Source organism: Sporosarcina ureae DSM 2281 (genome assembly GCF_000425545.1).
GTDB classification, from domain to species: domain Bacteria; phylum Bacillota; class Bacilli; order Bacillales_A; family Planococcaceae; genus Sporosarcina; species Sporosarcina ureae.
Window position 1 is genome coordinate 124,383 of the sequence record NZ_AUDQ01000006.1, and the last position, 17,262, is coordinate 141,644.

A 17,262-nucleotide genomic window follows, 5' to 3' on the forward strand; every position below is an offset into this window, starting at 1 on the left:
AACTATTTTTAAAGACTTCGTTAAAATAGATTGAATTATAAAAACACTTATGATAAGATGAAGTTAGTAGAAATCCTGAAGTGTTCGTCATTTGTAAATTAGTTTTGACCCAACATCTTATCGTCGGGAGTTCAACGTTATAGCTTGGATGACATGCCTTTAATCGGGACGCCAAAAGAGTTATACAGGACACCCACCTGCTATTAGCGGGTTCAAAGCGATATTCAAAGACGGCACAGTCGGGATTTCACTTTCTCACAACAATTCACCTTCTTGCTAAAGCGAGAAGGTTTTTTATTGTCTAAAATTCAGTTAGTTGCGCGAGTGCAGGTGACTGTTTTAGGATAGAGTGAATACAATTAATCATAAAGGATGCGGTATAGATGTTACATCAATTTTCGAGAAACGAATTATCGATTGGTAAAGAAGGCGTAGAGAGAATGAAAGGTAAGACAGTGGCGATTTTAGGTGTCGGTGGAGTCGGTTCATTCGCAGCTGAGGCGTGCGCGCGGACTGGGGTTGGACGCATTATTTTGGTAGATAAAGACACGATTGATGTCACCAACATCAACCGCCAACTAGTCGCCTATTTGTCGACGGTAGGACGTTCGAAATCCGCCGTCATGAAAGAACGGATTGCGGATATTAACGCAGAGTGTGAAGTGATCGATCTACATATGTTCTACACGGAGGAAACGTTTGAAGAATTCTTCTCATATAAGCCGGATTATGTGATCGATGCATCGGATACGATCAGCTATAAGATTCATCTGATCCAGCAATGTGTCGAGCGTGGTATTAAAGTGATCTCGAGTATGGGGGCTGCCAATAAAACAGATCCGACTCGTTTCCGGATTGCAGATATTTCGAAAACGCATACGGATCCACTAGCAAAAGTGATGCGTCTTCGTTTGCGCAAGCTGGGTATTCCTAAAGGTGTGCCTGTCGTGTTCTCTGATGAAAGCCCAATTGTCGTACGGGAAGACGTCCTGGAAACGGTTGGGAACGCCGATGCATCGATACGGAAAGCACAAATGCCTCCAGCTTCTAACGCATTTTGTCCATCGGTCGCAGGTTTAATTCTCGCCAGTTGGGTATTAAATGATATAGTGGCAGATATTCCCGTCGAACGTGTCAATGATGCTAAATAAAGGAGTGGTTGAATATGAAATCAACTGAAATGATCATTAACGGAAAACGATTTGGTGCGGATTTACCGCAAATCGAAGTAGTGAATCCTTCAACGGGTGAGACGATCGGTGCTGTACCTAAAGGCGGCAAAGCGGAAGCAAAACAAGCGGTCGACGCGGCTTCTGCGGCTTTTTCAGACTGGGCCGCATTGTCGGCGTATGAACGCAGTGCGTATTTAATGAAATGGCATGCGTTGATTGAGAAAAATGAAGAGAGCGTAGCCGAAACGATGACGACTGAGCAAGGGAAGCCGTTAGCGGAAGCGCTTGGTGAAATGCGTTATTCAAATGGCTACATCAGTTGGTTTGCAGAAGAAGGCAAGCGGATTTACGGTGAAACTATTCCAGCTACGCAATCCAATAAGCGAATGTTTGTACACAAGCAACCAGTCGGCGTCATCGCGTCGATTACGCCATGGAACTTCCCAGCGGCTATGATTGCGCGTAAAGTTGGTCCCGCGCTTGCTGCAGGCTGTACGGTCGTCATGAAGCCGGCTTCTCAGACTCCGTTAACTGCGATTCGTTTAATAGAGCTTGCACAAGAAGCGGGTATTCCGGACGGTGTGCTTAACATCGTAACGGGCAGTGCGAGTGAAATTGCAGAGGCGTGGCAAGAAGACGGTCGTGTGCGCAAGCTGACGTTTACAGGATCTACTGAAATTGGTAAGACGTTGATGAAAGGTGCAGCCGATACGATGAAGAAGATTTCATTGGAACTCGGCGGACAGGCACCCGCGATTATTATGGCGGACGCGGATCTTGATAAAGCAGTAGATGGCGTAATCGCAGCGAAATTCCGTAATGCCGGACAAACGTGTGTCTGTGCGAACCGTATTTATGTTCATTCATCGATCGCGGAGGAATTCACAACGCGCATTGCAGAGAAAACGAAGAAATTGAAAGTCGGCGACGGCAAAGAAAGAGGCGTCGAGATTGGTCCGTTAATTGACCAGGATGCAATCGATAAAGTGGATGAGCATGTGCAAGATGCGAAATCCAAAGGAGCGACAGTCGTCACTGGTGGCGAACATATCGAGGGGTTATTCTATCAACCAACCGTCTTAAAAGGTGTAACGGACGATATGCTTTGTATGGAGGAAGAGACATTCGGTCCGGTATTGCCAATTGCGACGTTTGAGACACAAGAAGAAGTTATCGAGCGTGCGAATGATACAGTGTTTGGACTAGCGGCATACGTCTTCACGGAGAACATCACACGAGGTATTCAGATTTGTGAAGCATTAGAGTGTGGTATCGTAGGTTTGAATGATGGCTTGCCGTCAGCACCACAAGCTCCGTTTGGCGGCTTTAAACAAAGTGGCCTTGGACGTGAAGGCGGTCATCAAGGTATGGATGAATATTTAGAAGTAAAATATATCTCACTAGGTTTATAATGCAAAAGGAAGCAAAAAGGGAGAGCCGTACTCTTCCTTTTTGCTTTTTTTAATTGGTTTGGAATTCGCGCAAAATACTATTGCCGTCAAGTACTTTAAAATGCGCTGTCATCGTTCGATCTTGCACACTGTCTGCTGCAACGCGGTGGCCAAACTCGGGAACATAGACTCGATCCAGTCCGAAATTCACGATGTAATGATCGTTTTGACGGTACTCTCGATCGGTCGTCTGCGCCAGCCAGCCCATTAAATAGACACCTTCAGCGGGTTTTTTGTCGCTCAACGAGACCAATTCAGCGACACCGTCTTTTTGTTCCAATACGCCAAATACGCGTGTCTGACCGAGGTCATCGGGTTTTTTTAATGCTGTCACTAAACTAGGAGTCATACGCTCTTTTGGTACTTTTTCAACGTCGTAGCGAAGCATGACATAATTTTCGGTTGCATCTTGCTCGGTAATCGTTTCCGATTGAAGATAGACATCCGCGCCGTTTTGAATCGTTGTGAAGTGAGGAATCGTGAGACTAGCTAAGATGAGCAGGGGAATTATGAAGAGTATGGATATACTGAATTTACTATGTTTGGGGCCCATATCAGAGTCACCGCCTTTTCTGCAGTTTTCATAAAAAGTGTTCTTCTTATGTACAGATAGCATGTGCCATTTATATGTGTTTTAGTAATTAATTACCCAGTTTTATTATGTCGGAAACCTTTCATAGTTGGTGTGAATAGATTCGTGTCGGGTGGAGATGAGTGCAGGGGAGGTTTTGAACGTTTAATCCGTAGGTGCGTAAGAAGCGACGTTGGGTTGTGTTTCTTGCACGTGCATTTTCTGTTTCTTGTTTGATCAGGAGGTTATTGTTTAGCTGGCAATGTAAGTGGCAAGTCCATTGTCCCCACTACAGCGCTGGTGGATGGCTTTCGCGAGGAGCCAGAGACAGGAAAGTGCGCCTGTCTTTGTCTCCTCGCTACGCCTACCACAGCAGGCGCCTTCGTTGCATCGAGTGTAAGGCAGTTCGTATACTTCTATTTCGAAAAGTGCAAAATCAGTATTCCCAAGTCGCGGATCTTCTTCCCCTTAGAACCACTACCTAAATAACTACCACTTAGCAGCGCAGGCACAACTGCGGGGTAGGCCGTGGCCATGAGACAACTGGCGGAACTTTGCCAGCTGGCTCCTGGCTGTAGGCAATCCCCCACGTGCCTGTGCGGGTCCAAAAAGCAGACACTTACTAACTTCAGTACCCACCAACCAATCGAGCAACGTCCCAACAAAGAGTCGCAAAGACCCGCAGCCGCCTAGTCTCTCCCGCCAAACGCGTTTGTTAGTCGGGTACTGTACGCTATCACTTGTTTTGCTTTACCACTTTAAACCACAACCAAAATAAAATACCACTCACAGCAGCGCAAATCAGCGGTGTCTAATTACTACACTATAATGTGTGTAACCACAAAAAAAACTGCCGCAATAAGTCGCGATGACTTTTACGGCAGTACTCATATTAAATCAACAACCCGAACAACGTACTGTCCTTGTTCACTTCTTTATAAGGGAAACCGTTCTTTTCCATACGTGCAATCAGGCCATTATAGTCTTCCTTGTGCTTAATCTCAATTCCGACAAGACCTGGACCACTCTCTTTATTATTCTTCTTCGTATACTCGAACATCGTAATATCATCATCCGGTCCAAGTACACCATCAAGGAACTGGCGTAGTGCACCTGCACGTTGTGGAAAGTCCACGAGGAAATAATACAGCAAGCCTTCATAAATCATCGACTTCTCTTTGATTTCCTGCATTCTACCGATATCGTTGTTTCCACCACTGATCACACAGACGACACATTTTCCTTTGATTTCATTTTTATAGAAATCGAGTGCGGCAATTGGAAGGGCACCTGCTGGCTCTGCGATGATCGCGTGTTCATTGTATAGATCGAGAATGGCCGTACATACTTTACCTTCAGGGACGCTGACGGTGTTTTCGAGATAGTTATTGCAAATGTCGTAATTCAGATTGCCTACGCATTTGACAGCCGCGCCATCGACGAATTTATCGATCGTTGCCAGAGGTACGACCTTTTGCGCGTCGATAGAAGCCTTCATGCTCGCTGCACCTGCTGGCTCTGCACCAATCATTTTCGTATGCGGAGACAAGTTTTTAATGTACGTGCTGATTCCCGACATCAATCCACCACCACCGATACTTGCAAATACGTAATCAATCGGCTCTTCGATATCGTTCATGATCTCAACAGCTACCGTCCCTTGTCCGGCGATAATATCCTTGTCATTGAATGGATGGATAAAAATACGCTTTTCTTTTTCCATCAATTCGACCGCGCTTTCGAAACAATCATCGAACGTATCTCCGACTAATATAATTTCAATACGATCGCGACCGAACATTTTCACCATATTTACTTTTTGTCTAGGAGTTGTTTGAGGCATGAAGATCTTGCCGTCAATGTCCAGTTTTGCACATGCGTACGCTACGCCTTGTGCATGGTTTCCTGCACTCGCACAGACAATTCCTTTTTTACGTGCTTCTGTTTCGATGCGTTTCATCTTATAATAAGCACCGCGCAATTTAAAGGAACGGACATGCTGCAAATCTTCCCGCTTAATATACACATGGCAGTCATACTTTTCCGATAGACGAACATTTTTCTGTAAAGGCGTATGAGCTACGATGTCTTTCAGTAGCTGATTAGCAATTAAGATATCTTCTACTTGAACGCTTGGAGTTTCCATTTTTTTCACCTTCATAACTTATCATCTAACCTCCGTTATTGAGTCAACGTTTACTCATAATAACATGAAAAAAACTGAATGAACATACGAAAGTTCTAAATTGTGTGTTTATTTTAATAGTAGTGACTTTATTGGGAACTTTCTGTTAATGTAAGCGTTTACTGGATTGGCAAAGGCTTTCAACAAATAGAGTGGATCAAACATTTAGGTAATAAGGAAGCTTTTTGCTATCTTGGAATAGCGTTGAAACATATATTAATTTAAATAAAACATGTAGATTTCTTTTTAGATTATACACAAATAAGTGGTGTTTAATTCGTAAACAGAAGGGAAAACTAATGAATGAGACACTAACACTAGAAAGGAAGCGTTTATTCATGCAGAAATGGGATAGTAGACCAGAAAAGCCGGATAATATGCAATGGACGGTGTTTGTCATAACTCTTGTCATCATCGCAGCTGTAATGGTTTACGGATTGCTGATGTAAAGGGGAAAGAAATGGTATGTCTCGATATTGACATGCCATTTTTATTTTCATCTTTTATAATACCTTCATTCGTCGTGCTCTTTTGGATTCCATCGCAAAATAACAGATTTCGTCCGAAAAGAGTGACAAATCTGACGACTCTGTTATATATTAGTCTTAAGAAAAGACGCTGTATCAGTACAGCGCATCACAATAAAACGAATGGGGGAATGGACGATGAAAAAGAACACAGAGCAGAAAAGACAAATGGTGGAAAAGGTTTGTACGGAATGTGGGAACCAGTTCAAGGAAAAGCAAGAGTCTGTAATGTACGAATGCGAGCGTTGTGTCGGACGACATGAAGAATAACAAAAAATCCTATGCTCCCTCATACGGAGCATAGGATTTTTTGCGTTGAAGATGAAAGATCATACACTACAGGTAATGAATTCTGTGAATGTGTATCCACTATCTACATATTAGGGGTTGAAATTGTTCTATATAAATTGAACATGAGAAGTAGTAATCTCGTGATCACCATTGGTTTCCGTTCGCTCTCACTACACACAAAAATTAAATTCATTCATTCATATCACAGAACTTCGGATGATTAATGTTTTAGAAAAACTGAGAGTGGTATAGAATGATAAGGTGTATGTAGTTTGTTAGAGAGGAGGATGTGTGTATGGCGTATATTGGTTTATTATTAATCGCAATCTCGGTATTGATTGTCGCCATCTACCTTTCATTGTTACTAACGAAGTCTTCGAACTTATTGCTGACAGTTATGGGAACAGTAAAAGGGGTAGAGGCAGAGCTCGACAAGAGCATTGAGCAATTATATGGAACTTTAAATGAGACTGAACAACTGGCGACAGATGTTCAAGTGAAACTCGCTGCAACGACACCTCTATTTTCTTCTATTGAAAATATCGGACGTTCAAGCCAGTACTTGAGTGAAGAAATAAACAAGCGGACAAGACAATTTGAAGAGGATGGTTCTCTTCCAGGAACGGAAAAATTCGTTCAAGCCATCCAATATGGAGAGTTTGGTGTCCAAGTTTACGATTCATGGCAACGCGGCAAGAAGAGTTTAAAAAATACGTAAATGGAAATGAGGGTTGAAAATGGATCTCGTTGGAATTGGCGTCATACTCATCGGTATCGCCTTCGTTATTTTGGCTATCTATTTCGCTAAGGTATTACAACAAGTCGGAAATATCCTGCACGACGTCGATGAGACAGTAGGAGCGCTTCCGAAACAACTTGACGGTATATTGGACGAAACTGGAAATCTGATTAAAAACAGTAATGATTCATTAGCAGATATCAATACTAAGATTGAAAACCTGACTCCATTGTTCAAAGTAATCGGTGACCTTGGAGAATCTACACACCAACTTACCTCTTCGTTAGTGGACGTGTCGTCTTCTGTTCAACAAAAAGGAGACCACACAGACACATCAGAGCAAAACAAGAAACTAGGTAACATCTACGGCTCAGCCATGTTAGGCTATTACATCTTTAAGAAGCGCAAGCAATCTGTGAGCGCTGCTAAGGATCGTGCAGAACAAGGTCGCCCACAAAAAAAGTTACCAGCACCAGAAAATGCGTCATTTTAAGTGATGAAAAAGACTGAAGATCAATCCCAATCGGGCTTGACCTTCAGTCTTTTTTTAAGTGTAGGGGAGTAAGATGCGGAGTGGCTAGTGTTTTTCTTGTGCCGCTTTAGTGCATAGTTTGCGCATGGAATGCATTACAACGCTGGTAATAGCTCTCATGTTCAGGTGTATAGTAGATTGATAAACAATGGAAGTCTTCAGATGAAGTGAGTAAAAGAATATGAGGGCAGTGAGGACACCATTTTTTAAGTATGATACTCCATGCCATCTTTAGCGTTGTTGTATATTTTAACAATTGTTTTTGTATTTGGGGGCAGAATAGGCTCGCATAGGGTAATTGGATCATAAATGGATGGATCACACGAAGCGAAGGTATAGTGATTGTTCTAGTTCTTGCTTTTACAATAGGATTCTAGAACATGTACATTTCACCAAACGAGCGAGGTATAGATATTCGGTCCACTCTGGATATGAAGTAGGGGACGTATTAAATCCAGGTTGGTTTAGGAGAAGGTAAAACATAGGACAGATGATATGGAAGGAGGGGAATAATTGAAAAATGTGATGATACAAATAGCATTATTATTTATTACTGCAACAACGGTAATGATTCCCATAGCGGATAATGGATTAGTAAAGGCACAAGAAATAAATGATTTAACCAAGACGGAAGAAAAGCAAATAAAAAAAGTCGTAACGAAAAATATGAGTAAGGGGAAGATCCCAGGATTATCTATAACGATCGTCAAAGATGATAAAACTGTTTATCAAAAAGGGTTTGGATATTCCGATTTAGATGAGGTAAAACCAGTCACTTCTCAGTCTTTATTTGAATTAGCTTCTAATAGTAAAGCTTTTACTGCGTTAGCTATTTTAAATTTAGTAGAAAGTGGACAAATAGAGCTTAACGATCATGTGACTACATATATACCTTGGCTAAAAGTAAAGTATCAAGGAAAAGAAATACCCATAACGATTGGACAAACGCTACATCAAACAACTGGAATCCCTGCCTCCACTATAAATTTGATTCCAGTTTCAAATGAAGATCATGCTTTGGAAGAAACAGTCAGAACCTTAATTGGAATAGAACTAGATAGTGAACCAGGTAAGGTGTTTCAGTATGCGACAATAAATTACGATGTTCTAGGATTGATCATTGAACAAGTAACAGGCGAGACATACGAAAGTTATATGAAAGAAACTATTTTAAAACCAATGGAATTAAATAATACGCACTTGTTCCGAGATGAAGAAATAAACAATCAAATGACTGATGGATATAAAATCGGATTTTTAAAACCACAACGATATGAAGCACCGATATATAGGGGAAACAAACCAGCTGGATATATTATATCGAATGGGGAGGATATGGCAAAATGGCTTAAAATTCAACTGGGTACGATGAATGAAGTTGATTTTGATGAGAAAATCATTAAAAAGACTCATAAAGCTGATCGTGCTGTTGATGTAGTGGGTAATGAAGTATTCTATGCTGGCGGCTGGTTCCTTGAACCAAATGAACAGATCACTCATGACGGAATGAATCCAAACTATTCAACTTATGTAACCTTCAATAACGAAGAAAAAACTGGAGTTGCGGTACTAGGTAATTTAAGTTCAAATCAAGTTCAAAATATAGGAATAGAAATTAATGAAATAGTAAAGGGTAATGTTGTGAGTAGTGATATAGAAGATTCAAACCAATATATAGATAAGGTGGCATTTGGTATTATACTTGTTTTAAGCACATTAACGCTAGGTGTTTTAATTCTGATCGTAAGGATTTTAATAAAAATCTATAGAAAGCAATTATACGTTAAACCTACTGGTATAAAAAGCACATTAAAACTGACTTTGTCTTTATTAATTATGTTGGGGTTAAGTTATTTTATCTATTTAATACCAAGCCTTTTTCTAGAAGGTTATTCATGGGAAATTATATTTGTATGGAGCCCTATTAGTGTTCAAGTGGCCTTTTATTCAATGTATATTATTGTTTGGCTTATCTATATGTTCTCTATACTGAAAGTTCATTTTAAAAAGGAAAAGGCATGGTGAAAAATGACTTTGCATAAGACTAGCAATTTCGGTTGGATCAACGAGAGTCTTAAAGAAGAACGTTTTCTACAGTCTTGCAAGAAGGAGCCTTCTTTGCAGTGGAGGGTATGTTTCACCGCCGTCTACGTCAGCTACCAGTAGATCGTTGAGTTCTAACTACTATCCCAATATCAACGGTCAGTTCACTTCAATAAAACACGTAGTTGATGTACAGACATATAAAAGACCACTAATTCCTATGCGAATTAGTGGTCTGTTTTAAGTTTTATATGAGTAGACTAAACCGCACTTCTACTTACGGCCGCATCTTCTTCAGCTCTTTACGCTGCTGCATCAAATAAAACGCCAACGTAGCGACTCCATATAACCCTTTATATTCTTTCTCGCGGACAAACTCGCCTGCATTCCCTACGCGATCTTTAAAACGAATTGTCGTATCGAGTGCCGCAGTCGTTACTTCACGTGAAGCCTCACCGACATCCCCGACAATCTGGAAGACTGGTGTTACTTCATAAATCTGTTTGTTTACATTACTGATCGTATCATTCGTCGTATGAAGAATTTGCTGAGTCTGACCCGTAACTTCCGCTACCGTCGACGGTAGGGTATCGGTCGTCTTCTTGACGCTTTCCAATACTTCGGTCAACTTTCCAAGTGGTTTAATTAACACGATTGCGACAATAATTAGCGCGATGCCGATGAGCAATACGCCTATTCCTAGTACCCAATCCATCAAGTTCACCTCTCTCCGTTATTCTGCTTCATCTTGTAGTACATTTTTGATGCTACTTCAGACAATGCAGTCGTTTGCTCCATCAACTTGGCATACTTGCCAGGAGGCGCTGATACTTGATCCGCCATTTTAGCGATAGAGTTCTGCACATACTGGGTGGATTCGCGAAGTTCTTTCGCTGAAGCTGCCAATCCGTCAACCGATTGCAGCTTTGCATTCGCATCATCCGCAATTTGGTTCGTCTGAGTCATGAGTTGATCGGCTTTATCCGTGATGCCGCCCACTTTCAGTTCCACACGCTTCATCGTTTCTTTTACATCTGTCATTGCTTCTTTGACCGCTTTGGCTGTTTTAATAATAGCAATTGCGATAACCACTAAAGCCGCAACGGCGACTATGGCACTAATATACAAGAGCACCTTCAATCTAGTCACCTCCACATAATAAGTGCGTTTCTAACTTGAACGTCTAACTTCCGTCAAAACGTGTAAACGTTCTATATCCTTGTCATTCCACAAATGAAAGTAATCTAAACACTGGCCTGCTATTTAACTAGAAAAACTATATTTCCACACCCCTATGTGAGAAAAGTACCTGAAATATGATATGATTTTCACATCAAATACTGAAGGGGTGAAATACATGCCTTGCAAAGGTTGCATTGTCCGTGAGATTGATTATGAAGTCTCATTTGAAAATTGTGAGCAAACAGCACTGTTCGAATCAATAGAAGATCATTTGAAACGAGCTCATATGCTGGTGAACCAGGAAGATCAAACATTTCATGTGAAAGAACAAGGGATAAAAGAATTATACGACTTTTGCGTCGATCATGCAGTAGAAATGGATACTATTCAATTTCGTCTCGACCAAACCGACTGGCGGCCTCTCTCGGAAGTCCTGCACGTAGTCGAAATGCAGTGGATTGATCAAGTCATTCAAGATGAACAATTGACGAGCCATTATCAGCCTATTGTTACACCCGAACTCGAGATTTATGCTTACGAATTGCTCGCGCGTTTCTATCATAAAGACGGTAGAGTGATTTATCCGAATGAAATTTTCTCCGCGGCAAAAGAGCGCGGTAGATTATATGCTCTTGACAGAGTGTGTCGTCTAACAGCAGTTCGCCATGCAAAACATATTACGCAAAAGGCATTCATTAATTTCATTCCAACCTCTATCTATTCGCCGGAGTTTTGCTTGCGATCAACGATTAATTTAGCGAACGAATTAGAAATTGACCCATACCGTTTAATCTTTGAAGTAGTGGAGTCGGAAAAAGTGGGAGACATGGACCATTTAAAAACCATTTTGGAATACTATCATTCAAAAGGATTCGAGTATGCCCTCGATGATGTTGGGGAAGGTTATAACACGGCTGAAGTACTTTCTTTCCTTCGACCGAACTATATGAAGCTCGATATTAAGTATGTGCAAGGTGTGGCGACTGATCCTGCTAAGCAGCTTATAGCAGGGGAGTTTCTTGATAAAGCACTGGCGGTGGATGCGATTCCTTTAGCAGAGGGAATAGAAGCAGTAGAAGATTTTGAATGGTTGAGAGCGAAAGGTTATCAACTATTCCAAGGCTATTTATTCGGCAAACCGTCGGCAGTTCCACAGACTGAAATTTTCATATAGGCTTGCGCGTTGTCGAGGTTAATTAGTGTACACTGAAATTGATTTAATGTTAAACTATAATCAATAAGGAGATGGTACATATGAAATTAGACAAAAAAGTTGCAATCATTACAGGTGGAGCTGGCGGCATCGGGTTAGGCATTGCTACAGCATTCGCTAAAGAAGGCGCGACTATCGCGATCGTTGACTTAAACAAAGAAGCAGGCGATGCAGCGATTGAAAAATTGCAGAAAATCTCTCCGCAATCGATTTTTCTTCAAGCGGACTTAACTGTTCGAACAGAATTACCTTCCATTGTCGAGCAAGTTGTAACGAAGCTCGGAAAATTGGACATCTTAGTCAACAACGCACATGCTTCACGTATGAAATCTATTGAAGAGATGACGCAAGAAGACATAGATCTGTCGTTCAATACAGGATTCTATCCAACGCTCTACTTGATGCAAGCGGCTCTTCCGCACTTGAAAGAGTCAAAAGGAACCGTGATCAACTTCTCATCCGGCGCAGGATTAAATGGCGATGTGAACCAAGGTTCATACGCTGCGGCAAAAGAAGCCATCCGCGGGATCACAAGAGTGGCGGCGAATGAATGGGGTCAATATGGCATCACGTGTAACCTGATTTCCCCAATTGCCAAAACACCAGGCATTGAGCATTGGGGACAAGAGAATCCGGAATCGTATCAAGCTATTCTTGCGAGAAACCCACTTGGACGCCTAGGCGATCCAGAAAAAGATATCGGTCGCACAGCAGTATTCCTAGCGAGCGAAGACGCTTCTTACATCACGGGCCAAACGATGATGGTAGACGGTGGGTCTATCAAATTACGTTAATACAACATTCGAGGCTGTCCTGATTTATGGGGCAGTCTTTTTTGTATGTAGGAGTATGGGCGGGTGGGGATGTTGATAGAGCGGATGGCGCGTGCGATAGAGCGTTTGCGGCGAAAGTATGAGCGGATGCGGTGTTTGATAGAGCGGCTGGCGCGTGGGATAGAGCGTTTGTGGTGGAAGTATGAGCGCAAGCGGTTGTTGATAGAGCGGCTGGCGCGTGCTATAGAGCTTTTGCGGTGGAAGTATGAGCGCACGCGGTGGTTGATAGAGCGGCTGGCGCGTGTTATAGAGCGTTTGCCGGTGGGAGTATGAGCGGATGGGGTGTTTGATAGAGCGGCTGGCGCGTGTTATAGAGCGTTTGCCGTGGAAGTATGAGCGCACACGGTGTTTGATAGAGCGGCTAGCGCGTGCTATAGAGCGTTCGTGGTAAAAGTATGAGCGCACGCGCGTATCTATCGAGCAACGAGCTCTACCAATAAAAAAAGCTGCTCCACAACGGAACAGCTTCTCTCAAACAAACGTGTTATTTAATTTAGTGTAAATTTGGACTAAACTATTTCGTTCAGCCTCCGATAAGTGACTAAAGAACTCCGAACGCACTTTTACTCCGCATTTCTGCGCTTCGCCCAAAATCTCTAGGCCTCTAGGAGTTATTTCCCAATACTTTGTTCGTCGGTCTTCTTCATCATTACGCAACGTAATAAATTCGCTCTTAATGAGCTTTGAAGACAAGTGCGTCAATGAAGCGGGCGTGAAGCCTAGTGTCTCAGCCAAATCAGAAGGACGTTGTTCACCTTTGTTATGTAACTCTAGCAATACAAGAATATGGGAGATTCCTAGGGACAGCTTGGATTCTTGCTGGAAACGGATCAGCATTTTATTCGTCACTTGATCCATTAAATGTACCAAATTGAAAATTGTCTGTTCTTCAGTCAAAAAAGAACACCTCCTTTTCCTCCAAAAAACTTTATGTTTATATACTATTCATCATACAATATTATATACGAAATAAAACAGTTGTGACACGATAATAATACCTACATCTTACTCATTATTTTAAAATTAAAGAGTTTTTCATTTTCTTCTTTTTAATTGTAGACTGATAGCGTATGATAAAGACAACGAATGAACTAGATAAACCAAATAGGAAGGGTGGGCATAAGGTTTGATGAAAGTTAAAGATTCGTTAACGTTTCAGCTAGGTTCTATTATAGCTGGAATCTTGGTGGTGATGTTAATCATTACATCACTTGCTACATATAAGACTGCTTATGACAAATTGTATGATGCTGCAGGAATTGAGGCGTATGGCTGCGCCAATATTACTACTGGATTGATTCGACCTGGTGATATGGAAAAGGCATTGGCTGGCGAGGTTGACACACAAAATGAACTTGGGAAGACATTGAACTGGACAACTGAACACAAAAATATATTTGAAACACAATATATTTTGGATTTGGATGGAAAAATCATTGCCCTCGACGATAATCTGAAAGCAAGTGGATTTAAGCCGGGAGACCAGTTCCATTTAGACAAAGAAGCGATTGCCGATCTACTCGAACATCGACATTCGACGTACTCTCAGCCTTACGAGTATGGCGGTATAGAGCGGCTTTCGGGTTATGCGCCAATACACGAAGACCAGGATGCGAGTAAAGAAATCATCGCAGTCAGCGTAATTGATTTCGATGCCAACATCGTCAAACATCGTACTTGGGACGTTGTACGCGACGGAATCTTGATCAGTATTATTCCTATGATACTTGCTTCAATTGGAACAGGATTCTTGATTCGCCGGAAAACTAAGCCGATCACGAGCTTAATTGAGCAGGCGAAGGAAATTGCGGATGGTAACTTGGCGGTCCAACCGACAGAAGTGAAATCACAAGACGAAGTGGGCGACTTGGCTCGTACACTGAATCGTATGACGGTGAACCTACAAGATATGATCGCGACGATGAATACGACCTCGCAGCATTTATCCGAAAACGCAGGGGAAACTTCTGCATCACTTTCTGAAATGCGTGAAGCGATTACGATGGTTGCACATAATATCGAAGAAGTCGTCACAGCTGTTACGGAAGGTACGTCAACTGCGGAGCACGCAACAGGTATTCTTACGGGATTAGCAAGTGGTTTAAACAATACGAAACAAAGCGCTGATTCGATGCTCGTTAACTCCAATGAAACGATGAAGATTGCACTAGAAGGCGCAAAACGCGCAGAGGAAATTAGCTATGATATGGAATTAATTCGAAATGGTTCACAACAAGTTGGAGATACGATTCAAAACTTGGTGGAATCTACGACGAAGATCCAAAACATTACGGGTTCCATCGCAGGAATCGCAGCTCAAACCAATTTACTTGCACTGAACGCATCCATTGAAGCGGCGCGTGCAGGTGAACACGGTAAAGGCTTTGCGGTAGTGGCGGAAGAAGTACGGAACTTGGCTGAGCAATCGAATCAGGAAGTACTCGAAGTAGAGAAGCTGGTGAAGGATATTTCGGATCGCATCCAGCAAGTCATTACTTCTACATCGGAAAATACGAAACACATCACGAAGGGTACTGAAACAGTGAAGCTTACGTCTCAGTCATTGAGTAATATTTCCGTGGCAGTTGGAGAAACTGTCAAGGAAATCAAGAATATTTCAAACTTGATGACGTCAGAAGCCGCGAAATCAACAGAAGCGGTACAGTTGATCGAGCACTTGACGCACGCTGTACAAAATATTGAAGACATGACCAATAATATTGCAGCAGCTGCCGAGCAAACGACAGCGAGCATAGAAGAAATTTCAGAACGTTCTACGCAGACCAATCAAATGGCGCGTGAACTGGAAGTGTTTGTCGGTTCATTCGAATTACCTAAATAAACACTTGGCCATCGCATGTAAAGCGATGGCCTTTTTTACCATTGAATTTCGAATGTACGTTCTGTATAATACGAACATACATACGCTTAGGAAATGGGGAATATGTGATGGAAAGGAACCGAGATAGAGGGAAATTGAAGTGGACGTCGCTCATGCTGCCTGAACACCTCGAGAGACTACGCGATTGGCAATGGGAAGATGAGTATATTGAACGGCCCGAGTTAACCGATTGGGAACTACAAACGATGCAAGAGACACTTGAAGTAGCTTGGCGCAGACGTGGTGAGACATGGATTAAAACTTGGCATGATGGAGAAGTTCGCTTTCATCAAGGGGAGATTGAAGCGCTCGACTTGCAGACGATGACCATTGTGCTGCGTGATCCATTCGGAACGGAAAGAATTCATGTAGCAGATGTGATAGATGTCCAGTTATCGAAAGGAGCAGATGGTTTTTAACCAAAAATAAAAGCCGTCTGCGAAGGCAGACAGCTCAGTCTCTGAAAAATGCTTTTTCTACGTTGTATTTAGCTTGCTGTGTGTTGATTACGTACGTTTCGTAGATTTCGCGTTCCATTGGGTCATCGATGATAATAGCGGAAATCTTTGCTACTTCTTCACGGTGATTACGTAATGGAGACACTTGGTCTTCAAAATGCTTTTTTAGACGTGGACGTAATTTTCGTGCTTTTCCTACGAATAATAACTCGTCGCTTTGGTTGAAGAACAACAAAAGGCCGCCTTTATCACGTGGAATATCATGAAAATCGATGAAACCATAGATTGGCTTAATTGGCGTTTCATCAGGTCCCATTTCTTGTTTTCTGCGAACGATCGTTACGTCCGGTTTAGGTAATGTAATATTGATCATTTTACTTCACATCCTTATATCAGTCAGTGTTTATCCTATCATACGACCCCGAAAAAAGCGAGAAACTTTCTGTCCGTCCCTTGCATATAGTAGACAAATGTCTTGGGAAGGATGAAATGATGAAAAATCCTGCTGTTATTCAAACGTATCACATATCAAATAGAAGGCCAAAAGTGGATGTGTCTTATCCCGTCATCACACAACTGGATGATCCAAAAGTTCAACAGAAACTAAATCAAGTACTGTTCAAGGAAATGAATAAAATGCTAGAGGATAATAATTATTATGACCCAAGTCTTGTGGAGATGGTCGCAACGTACGAAATCAAAAATAATCAGCGTGATCTTTTCAGTATTAACTTAATTGTCTACTCGTTCACTGGTGGAGCGCATGGAATGACCTACGTCAAATCTCTGACGTTTGATACGAAGACGGGAAGGCAATACAATCTACAAGATCTGTTCAAGCCAGGCAGTCCTTATGTGCAGCGGATATCGGAATATGTCAGACGCCATATTCAGCAATGGAAAACTCCGGTGCTTGAGCCATTCACTAAAATCAAACCTGATCAAGATTTCTACATCGCAGACACCAGTCTAGTGGTCTACTTCCAACTATACGAAATTTCACCTTACGTAGCCGGCTTCCCATATTTTCCGATTCCCTTGCTCGATTTACAGGAGATCATTAAACCGAATAGTCCAGCAGACCGGATGCTACCGTTCATAGGAACTTGAAAATAACTGAATAAACAAATGTATAGGCTTACATGACGAAATAGTGTTATAATTTCGATATACGAAATATACAA

Annotated in this window: 18 protein-coding genes and 1 other RNA gene; 13 read left to right on the plus strand and 6 right to left on the minus strand. The window is 42.0% G+C overall.

Annotated elements, in window-relative coordinates:
* Nucleotides 1-69 precede the first annotated feature (69 nt).
* The 3 genes from ssrS to H605_RS0107925 all read left to right on the plus strand — a co-directional run bounded on the left by ssrS (nt 70) and on the right by H605_RS0107925 (nt 2,584).
* Nucleotides 70-250, plus strand: a non-coding RNA gene (gene ssrS / locus H605_RS18610) — 6S RNA.
* Nucleotides 251-383: 133 nt separating this feature from the next.
* A complete protein-coding gene (locus H605_RS0107920; protein WP_029053728.1) occupies nt 384-1,151 on the plus strand; it encodes a tRNA threonylcarbamoyladenosine dehydratase in 768 nt (255 codons plus the stop codon).
* A gap of 14 nt (nt 1,152-1,165) precedes the next feature.
* Nucleotides 1,166-2,584, plus strand: a complete 1,419-nt coding sequence (locus tag H605_RS0107925) for an NAD-dependent succinate-semialdehyde dehydrogenase (RefSeq protein WP_029053729.1) — start codon at nt 1,166-1,168, stop codon at nt 2,582-2,584.
* A 49-nt stretch (nt 2,585-2,633) separates the two neighbouring features.
* On the opposite strand, the gene H605_RS0107930 is transcribed toward H605_RS0107925, so the two are convergent.
* Nucleotides 2,634-3,176 (minus strand): GDYXXLXY domain-containing protein, encoded by a 543-nt coding sequence (locus tag H605_RS0107930; protein WP_029053730.1) that lies wholly within the window; start codon nt 3,174-3,176, stop codon nt 2,634-2,636.
* Nucleotides 3,177-4,086: 910 nt separating this feature from the next.
* Nucleotides 4,087-5,355 (minus strand): threonine ammonia-lyase IlvA, encoded by a 1,269-nt coding sequence (gene ilvA / locus H605_RS0107935; protein ID WP_029053731.1) that lies wholly within the window; start codon nt 5,353-5,355, stop codon nt 4,087-4,089.
* A 323-nt stretch (nt 5,356-5,678) separates the two neighbouring features.
* On the opposite strand from ilvA, the gene H605_RS18895 reads away from it, so the two are divergent.
* From H605_RS18895 to H605_RS0107960, 5 genes are all read left to right on the plus strand, one after another.
* Entirely contained in the window at nt 5,679-5,828 is a 150-nt protein-coding gene (locus tag H605_RS18895) for a hypothetical protein (RefSeq protein WP_155979493.1), read from the plus strand.
* Nucleotides 5,829-6,044: 216 nt separating this feature from the next.
* Nucleotides 6,045-6,176 carry a protein YhfH gene (yhfH, locus tag H605_RS18900; RefSeq protein WP_099627541.1) on the plus strand — a complete coding sequence of 44 codons (132 nt, stop codon included), beginning with the start codon at nt 6,045-6,047 and terminating at the stop codon, nt 6,174-6,176.
* Nucleotides 6,177-6,492: 316 nt separating this feature from the next.
* On the plus strand, nt 6,493-6,915 hold the full coding sequence (locus H605_RS0107950; protein WP_029053733.1) for a DUF948 domain-containing protein: 423 nt from the start codon (nt 6,493-6,495) through the stop codon (nt 6,913-6,915).
* A gap of 19 nt (nt 6,916-6,934) precedes the next feature.
* A complete protein-coding gene (locus tag H605_RS0107955) occupies nt 6,935-7,429 on the plus strand; it encodes a DUF948 domain-containing protein (RefSeq protein ID WP_037561727.1) in 495 nt (164 codons plus the stop codon).
* Nucleotides 7,430-7,990: 561 nt separating this feature from the next.
* Nucleotides 7,991-9,493, plus strand: coding sequence for a serine hydrolase domain-containing protein (locus H605_RS0107960; RefSeq protein WP_232321274.1), 1,503 nt, complete (start codon nt 7,991-7,993; stop codon nt 9,491-9,493).
* Nucleotides 9,494-9,788: 295 nt separating this feature from the next.
* Here the strand turns inward: H605_RS0107960 and H605_RS0107965 are convergent, their stop codons facing one another.
* A complete protein-coding gene (locus tag H605_RS0107965) occupies nt 9,789-10,226 on the minus strand; it encodes a DUF948 domain-containing protein (RefSeq protein WP_029053736.1) in 438 nt (145 codons plus the stop codon).
* Nucleotides 10,227-10,231: 5 nt separating this feature from the next.
* Nucleotides 10,232-10,645: a DUF948 domain-containing protein gene (locus tag H605_RS0107970; protein WP_232321273.1), complete on the minus strand. Its 414-nt coding sequence runs from the start codon at nt 10,643-10,645 to the stop codon at nt 10,232-10,234.
* Nucleotides 10,646-10,868: 223 nt separating this feature from the next.
* Between H605_RS0107970 and H605_RS0107975 the strand changes: the two genes are divergently transcribed.
* A complete protein-coding gene (locus tag H605_RS0107975; protein WP_029053738.1) occupies nt 10,869-11,867 on the plus strand; it encodes an EAL domain-containing protein in 999 nt (332 codons plus the stop codon).
* 80 nt (nt 11,868-11,947) lie between these two features.
* Nucleotides 11,948-12,700, plus strand: a complete 753-nt coding sequence (locus H605_RS0107980; RefSeq protein WP_029053739.1) for an SDR family NAD(P)-dependent oxidoreductase — start codon at nt 11,948-11,950, stop codon at nt 12,698-12,700.
* 510 nt (nt 12,701-13,210) lie between these two features.
* Here the strand turns inward: H605_RS0107980 and H605_RS0107990 are convergent.
* Nucleotides 13,211-13,636 (minus strand): MarR family winged helix-turn-helix transcriptional regulator, encoded by a 426-nt coding sequence (locus H605_RS0107990; protein ID WP_029053741.1) that lies wholly within the window; start codon nt 13,634-13,636, stop codon nt 13,211-13,213.
* Between the two features lie 232 nt (nt 13,637-13,868).
* Here H605_RS0107990 and H605_RS0107995 point away from each other — a divergent pair, with 232 nt between their 5' ends.
* Together H605_RS0107995 and H605_RS17580 are read left to right on the plus strand one after the other, a co-directional pair.
* Nucleotides 13,869-15,581: a methyl-accepting chemotaxis protein gene (locus tag H605_RS0107995; protein ID WP_029053742.1), complete on the plus strand. Its 1,713-nt coding sequence runs from the start codon at nt 13,869-13,871 to the stop codon at nt 15,579-15,581.
* Nucleotides 15,582-15,688: 107 nt separating this feature from the next.
* Entirely contained in the window at nt 15,689-16,039 is a 351-nt protein-coding gene (locus H605_RS17580; protein ID WP_037561730.1) for a YolD-like family protein, read from the plus strand.
* A gap of 34 nt (nt 16,040-16,073) precedes the next feature.
* Here the strand turns inward: H605_RS17580 and H605_RS0108005 are convergent, their stop codons facing one another.
* Nucleotides 16,074-16,451 carry a nucleotide excision repair endonuclease gene (locus H605_RS0108005; RefSeq protein ID WP_029053743.1) on the minus strand — a complete coding sequence of 126 codons (378 nt, stop codon included), beginning with the start codon at nt 16,449-16,451 and terminating at the stop codon, nt 16,074-16,076.
* 116 nt (nt 16,452-16,567) lie between these two features.
* Between H605_RS0108005 and H605_RS0108010 the strand changes: the two genes are divergently transcribed.
* Nucleotides 16,568-17,188, plus strand: coding sequence for a DUF3298 and DUF4163 domain-containing protein (locus H605_RS0108010; RefSeq protein ID WP_232321234.1), 621 nt, complete (start codon nt 16,568-16,570; stop codon nt 17,186-17,188).
* Nucleotides 17,189-17,262: the final 74 nt, after the last annotated feature.